The sequence below is a fragment of the Mycobacterium sp. genome, assembly GCF_047975165.1.
In the GTDB taxonomy this organism is placed as follows: Bacteria; Actinomycetota; Actinomycetes; order Mycobacteriales; family Mycobacteriaceae; genus Mycobacterium.
Map to the genome: position 1 here is coordinate 66,988 of NZ_JBKECZ010000100.1, position 6,664 is coordinate 73,651.

Annotated in this window: 4 protein-coding genes and 2 pseudogenes; 2 read left to right on the forward strand and 4 right to left on the reverse strand. The window is 66.9% G+C overall.

Translation table 11 applies throughout. The features are described 5' to 3' along the window. Positions 1-149 precede the first annotated feature (149 nt). Complete coding sequence (locus ACK5M9_RS10860) at positions 150-1,355, forward strand: serine hydrolase domain-containing protein (RefSeq protein ID WP_416893173.1); 1,206 nt, start codon at positions 150-152, stop codon at positions 1,353-1,355. 52 nt (positions 1,356-1,407) lie between these two features. Here the strand turns inward: ACK5M9_RS10860 and ACK5M9_RS10865 are convergent. The 4 genes and pseudogenes from ACK5M9_RS10865 to ACK5M9_RS10880 form a co-directional block, all read right to left on the reverse strand. Continuing rightward, positions 1,408-4,158: pseudogene (locus tag ACK5M9_RS10865) on the reverse strand (aminotransferase class I/II-fold pyridoxal phosphate-dependent enzyme); the annotation flags it as partial. 13 nt (positions 4,159-4,171) lie between these two features. Then, positions 4,172-4,708 carry a transcription antitermination factor NusB gene (nusB, locus tag ACK5M9_RS10870; RefSeq protein ID WP_416893185.1) on the reverse strand — a complete coding sequence of 179 codons (537 nt, stop codon included), beginning with the start codon at positions 4,706-4,708 and terminating at the stop codon, positions 4,172-4,174. A 20-nt stretch (positions 4,709-4,728) separates the two neighbouring features. Continuing rightward, on the reverse strand, positions 4,729-5,292 hold the full coding sequence (gene efp / locus ACK5M9_RS10875) for an elongation factor P (RefSeq protein ID WP_416893174.1): 564 nt from the start codon (positions 5,290-5,292) through the stop codon (positions 4,729-4,731). Positions 5,293-5,306: 14 nt separating this feature from the next. Next, entirely contained in the window at positions 5,307-6,425 is a 1,119-nt protein-coding gene (locus ACK5M9_RS10880) for a M24 family metallopeptidase (protein ID WP_416893175.1), read from the reverse strand. 33 nt (positions 6,426-6,458) lie between these two features. On the opposite strand from ACK5M9_RS10880, the pseudogene ACK5M9_RS10885 reads away from it, so the two are divergent. After that, positions 6,459-6,664: pseudogene (locus ACK5M9_RS10885) on the forward strand (hypothetical protein); the annotation flags it as partial.

Here is a 6,664-nt window from a genome sequence, read left to right on the forward strand (position 1 = left end):
TGCGAACTTGACCTCCTTCTCCGCCTCACCGGACGGCTCGTTAAAGGATGTCGACTGCCGGGCAGCCTAGCACGGACCCGGCTTCGGACACCGCTGCGCACATCGTGGCCGAGGACGGACACCGCCCCCGACCGGCTACCCTGACCGAAGTGAACCTGGACAGCAATCGGACCGCCATCCGCGAGGTGTGTGACGCCGGCCTGCTCGCGGGCGCCCTGACGATGGTCTGGCAACACGGAGACGTGCTGCAGGTCAACGAAATCGGGTACCGGGACATCGAGGCGAAGACGCCGATGCGGCGCGACACGCTGTTCCGCGTTGCGTCGATGACCAAACCGGTCACTGTGGCGGCCGCCATGACCCTGGTCGACGACGGCAACCTGGCGCTGGCCGACCCGATCGCACGCTGGGTGCCCGAGCTGGCCGACGTGCGGGTGCTCGATGATCCGGCCGGGCCGCTGGACCGGACCCATCCCGCCCGGCGCCCGATCACGGTGGCCGATCTGCTGATCCACACCAGCGGTCTCGGCTACAGCTTCTCGGTGCCGGGGCCGATCTCCCGGGCGTACGCGCGGCTGCCGTTCAGCCAGGGCTCAGAGGTCTGGCTGTCGGAATTGGCCGCACTGCCGCTGGTGCACCAGCCCGGCGAAAAAGTCACCTACGGTCATTCGATCGACGTGCTGGGAATCATCGCCTCCCGGATCGACGGCAAGCCGCTCCATCAGGTGCTCGACGAACGTGTGCTGGGCCCGACGGGTATGGGCGACACCGGATTCTGCGTCGCCGCCGAATCGCGGTCGCGCGCGGCCACCATGTACCGGCACGACGAACACGACCGGCTACGCCACGATGTGATGGGGCCGCCGCGCGTCACACCGCCGGCGTTCTGCAACGCCGGCGGCGGGTTGTGGTCGACTGCCGACGACTACCTGCGGTTCGCCCGGATGCTGTTGGGCGAGGGGTCGATCGACGGGACACCGGTGCTGTCCCCGGAGTCGGCACACCTGATGCGCACCGACCAGCTGACCGACGAGCAGAAGCGGCACAAGTTCCTGGGGGCGCCCTACTGGGTGGGCCGCGGCTTCGGTTTGAACCTGTCGGTGGTCACCGACCCGGACAAGTCCACCCCGCTGTACGGGCCGGGCGGCACCGGGACGTTCGGCTGGCCGGGCGCCTACGGCACCTGGTGGCAGGCGGACCCGACCGCGGAGCTGATCCTGCTGTACCTGATCCAGTACTGCCCCGACCTGAGCGTGAACGCCGCCGCCGCCGTCGCCGGAAACCCGGCACTGGCTCGGGTGCGCACCGCCCAGCCCAAGTTCGTCAGTCGCACCTATCGCGCGCTGGGCCTCTGACCCGTGCCGCGACCGCCGGTCGCGTCCCCCGCACCGGAGCGCTCTAGTGGCCGGCGGTGGCGGCGACCAGCGCGTTGCGTCTGGCCTCCAACCGCTTCAGCGCGTCCTGGGTGAACACCGACAGCCCCAGTTCGGGGTTGTAGCCGTGAATCTCCTTGACGTCGAGCTGGGCGAGGAAATAGACGATCTCCTTGGAGACGACCTGTCCGGGCACCAGCACCGGGAAGCCCGGCGGGTAGGGCACCACGAACGTGGTGGACACCAGCGTCTTCCCCTCGGCGAGCCGGCGGCCGGCAGTGCCGATCAGAACGTACTCGCGATCGGATTCCTCGTAGCCGGCGTAGAACGCGGTGCGGGTGTCGCCGAACGTGGTCGCCCCTTCCGGGCGGAAGGCGACATCGAACTCGCTGAAGTCGGGCAGGTGCGGCAGGTCCTCGGTGATCTCCTCGACCCGGCGGGCATGCAGCGCCCGGTCGGCCGCACTGGCCTCCTTCTGTGCGCGGTCGAAGTCGGCGGCCACCCGGCGCAGCACGTCGAGCAGATGATGCACACTCGACCAGGTCACTCCGATGGTGAAGATCAACAGCACGCTGTTGATCGACGTCTTGTTGATCTGGATGCCGAACCGGTCCATCAGGATCTTCTCGCGGAAGTCGTAGCCGTTCATCCCGGTTTTGCCGAGGAACAGCGTCACCCGGGTGGGATCGAGTACGAACTGGTCGGACCGCCAGGCTTCGTTCCACTCGTCCAGGGCGCCCTGCCGGACTTCCCGGTAGGAGCTGACGTGGGACGCCCGGAACTCCTCGGGTACCAGATCGGACTCGTCGAGGATGCGGAACCACCTGCTGATCAGCCGGTCTCGGCGAACCCGGTGCCGGAATACCAGCGCCATGTCGTAGACCTGCCGGACCAGCTGAAAGCCCTCGATATCGACCTGCCTGCGGGCCAGGTCCAGCGAGGCGAGCAGCTGCTGGCTGGGCGAGGTCGAGGTGTGGGTCAGGAACGCCTCACCGAAGGCATCGCGGGCCCGCGAGTTGAAGTCCTGATCGCGGACGTGGATCATCGACGCCTGCCGGAATGCCGAAAGCGACTTGTGTGTCGAATGCGTCGCATAGACCCGGACCCGCGCCTCGGCGGGATCCGGCAGCAGCTGGTGATCGACCCATTCCGAACGCGGAATTCCCTCCATCGACGCACGCCACTTCCGGTATTCCTCGGCGTAGTCCGGCGAGGCCAGCATCTGCTCGAGCCGCTCGGCGGACACCATGGCCGTGCGCTGGCGGGCCCAGGGCACCGCCGTCGCGAACGCATACCAGGCCTCGTCCCACAGGAAGCAGATATCCGGCTTGATCGCCAGCACCTCCTCCATCACCCGGCGGGGGTTGTAGACGACGCCGTCGAAAATGCAGTTCGTGAGCAGCAGCATCCGCACCTTGTGCAGTTGCCCGGCCGCATCGAGATCCAGCAGCGTCTTCTTGATTGTGGCCAGGGACACCGCACCGTAGATGGCGAACTGGGGCAGCGGATAGGCATCCAGGTACAGCGGATAGGCGCCGGCCAGCATCAGCCCGTAGTGGTGCGACTTGTGGCAGTTGCGGTCGATGAGCACAATGTCGCCGGGCCGGGTCAGCGACTGCACGACGATCTTGTTGGCGGTGGACGTCCCATTGGTGACGAAGTAGGTGTGATCGGCGTTCCAGGTGACCGCCGCCTTGTCCATCGCCGTCTTGATGTTGCCGTGCGGGTCCAGTAGCGAGTCCAGACCGCCGGAGGTCGTGGACGTCTCGGCCATGAAGATGTTCCGGCCGTAGAACTCGCCCATGTCCTGCAGCGAGGTGGAGTTGAAGATGCTGGCGCCGCGGGCGACGGGCAGCGCGTGGAACTGGCCGACCGGTGCGGCGGCGTAGGCGCGCAACGCGTCGAAGAACGGTGTGGCGAAACGGTTCCGCAGACCGGCGATGACCGTGCTGTGCAGGTCGGTGACATCGTTGAGCCGGTAGAAGGTGCGCAGGTAGAGATCCTGGTCATCGTCACCGCCTGCGGCGATCGACTCGTCGGTGAGCAGGTACAGGTCGATGTGCGGCCGCAACTCACGCATCCACTCGCCGCATTCGACCCAGTCGTGTGCGCGGTCGGACACTCTCGTGTTGTCTTCGTTGACCCCCAGCAGCGTGTTCATCAGCGGCACCCGGTTGCGTGACCGCAGCGGCAGGTCGTGCCGGATGATCGCGGCCTGGATCTCACCGTTGAGCGCCACCGCCGTGATCGCGTCCTCCACGCTGGGAGCGACCAGGATCTCGAATTGGATGTCGTCGTCGGGATTGCGCAGCGCCCGCAGGGCTTCCGCCAGCGAATCCGGAGCGGTCGAAGGAGCGTCGTCGGCCAGCAGCACGGTGTAGAACTGCTGCTGCTTGGCCTGGGAAACCAGCTCCTGGTCGGCAAGCGGCGCGGAGGTGTCGAAAAGCGCTGTGCGGTCGCCGTATTCACTGAGCAGCCGGACCGCCGTCGACACCTCCTCGGCGAGCCGCACCGTGGACAGACTTTCGAAATGCGCCCGGAATGTCGCCAGGTTCTCCGCACCGGGGTACAGCCAGTACCGCTCATAGGCGCCCAGGCGGTCCAGCAACCGCTTCACCGTGGCCAGGTCGTGAGCCTTGTCCAACCCGGCCAAGTCGACCTCGGCCAGGTGACGGCAGGCGTCGTCGAGAAGATTCCACGTGTCGACACGGGTGTAGGACGGATTGGCCACCGTCGCCAGGGCCGAAACCCGGAGTCGTCGCGCGTAGCTGCGGTCTGCGTTCATGTCGTCACCTGTCTCAACTCGCGTCATCGGGGCACGGTTTGCCATTATCGCGGTCGGACCCGATCGCGTCCGCGGCAGCCCGGATCTGCGGTGTCACCAGCATGACCTGCCCGAGTACCCCGTTAACGAAGCCCGGCGATTCATCGGTGGACAGTTCCTTGGCCAGCTGTACGGCCTCGTCGACCGCGACCGGTCCGGGTACGTCGTCGGCGTGCAACAGCTCCCACACCGCCACCCGCAGGATCGCACGATCCACGGCGGGCAGCCGGTCCAGTGTCCACGCCTGCAGATACGAGGTGATCAGTTCATCGATGTGGGCGGTGTGCCGCGCGACCCCTTGGGCGACCAAGCCCGTATAGGGGTGCAACGGGGCCACATCCGGGTTCGATTCGGCCAGGGCGGTCCGGCCTTCGACGACCTCCGCCGGGCTCAAGCCGCGCGCCTCGGCCTCGAACAACAAGTCCACCGCACGCTTGCGGGCATGGTGGCGGCCCTTGACCGGGCGTGCGGATCCGACGGGGCGGTCCGGCGCTTTTCCGTCGGGTGCCATCGCCTGTCCGTCCGGCATACTCAGGCGTTGACCCGACCCAGGTAGCTGCCGTCGCGCGAGTCCACCTTCAGCTTGTCTCCGGTGTTGATGAACAGCGGCACCTGAATCTGCGCACCGGTTTCCAGTGTGGCCGGCTTGGTTCCGGCACTGGACCGGTCGCCCTGCAGGCCCGGCTCGGTATGGGTGACGATGAGCTCGACGGTCACCGGTAGCTCGAGATACAACGGCGCGCCGTCGTGAAACGCCACCTGCACCGGCAGGCCTTCCAGCAGGAACCTCGCCGCATCGCCGACCAGCGACTCCGGCAGCGGGTGCTGCTCGTAGTCCTGGCTGTCCATGAACACGAAGTCCGAGCCGTCCCGGTACAGGTAGGTGGTGTCGCGGCGGTCGACGGTGGCGGTGTCGACCTTCACGCCCGCGTTGTAGGTCTTGTCGACGACTTTGCCCGAGAGCACGTTCTTGAGTTTGGTGCGTACGAATGCCGGACCTTTGCCCGGTTTGACGTGCTGGAACTCGGTGATGGTCCACAGTTGGCCGTCTATGACCAGGACAAGTCCGTTCTTGAAGTCGGCAGTGCTCGCCACGATCGGTGATTCTCCTAGAGGACGGCCAGTTCCCTGGGGAACCGGGTCAACAATTCCGGGGTCTGCCCGGCGGGTCGCGCGCCATCCACCGACTTCGCGGGGACAACCACGGTGTCCTCGATGCGGACACCGCCGCGGCCGGGTAGATAGACGCCGGGTTCCACGGTAACGACGGAACCCGCCAGCAGTGTACCGGCGGATGCCGCTCCGATACCGGGTGCTTCGTGTATCTGCAGACCAACCCCGTGGCCGAGCCCATGACCAAAGTGCTCGCCGTATCCCGCGTCGGCGATGATTCCCCGCGCCGCACCGTCGATGTCGCGCAATCGGGCATCCGGACGCAACGCCTCCCGGCCGGCCCGTTGGGCTTCGGCGACCAATTCGTAGATTTCCAGCTGCCAGTCCGCCGCGTTGCCCAACACAAAAGTCCGGGTCATATCCGAGTGGTATCCGCCGACCAGCGCGCCGAAGTCGATCTTGACGAAGTCGCCCGCAGCCAGCGTCGCATCGGTGGGCCGGTGGTGCGGGACGGCCGAATTGGGCCCGGCTGCCACGATCGTCTCGAATGCGATCGCATCCGCCCCGTGGTCGAGCATCCGGCTCTCCAACTCGCGGCTCACCTCGCGTTCGGTGCGGCCCGGCCGCAGTCCGCCCCGCGCCACCAGATCGCCCAGGGCGGCGTCGGCCGCCTCGCAGGCCAGCCTCAGCAACGCCAGTTCACCGGCGTCCTTCACCTCGCGCAAGCCCTCGACGGTCCCCGACGCCCGGACCAGTTCGGTGCTGCGCTCTTCCACGGCGCCGGACAACGCGTCCAGACCGTCTACGGTGACGACGTGGCTCTCGAAGCCCAACGCGCCGACCCCGTCTTCGGCTGCCCGCCCCGCCAGGTACCGGCCTACCGCGCGCTCGATAACGACCTCGAGATCGGGCGCCTGGTGCGCGGCTTGGGTGCGGTAGCGGCCGTCGGTGGCCAATACCGCCTCCCTGTCGTCGGCAAACACCAGTAGCGCCCCGTTGGACCCACCGAAGCCGGACAGATATCGCACATTCACCAGGTCGGTGACGAGCATCGCGTCCAGTCCGGCGGCACCGATAGCGGCTTTCAGGGTGTGTCGGCGCTGGGAATGTGTCACGGTACTTGACGCTACTCGCTAGGCTGTCTGGTCATGAACAAGTGGATGCTGCGCGGTGTGGTCTTCGCCGCCGTCATGGTCGTGCTTCGAGTGATCCAAGGCACGCTGAAAGATTCCAGGGTGCTGCTCCCCACGGTGATCAGCGATGGCCTGCTGACGATCTTCATCACCTTGGCAACTCTGTGGTGTATCGCGGACGGCCGCGCCGACGCCTCGGCCAACCCGGACCCCGACCGTCG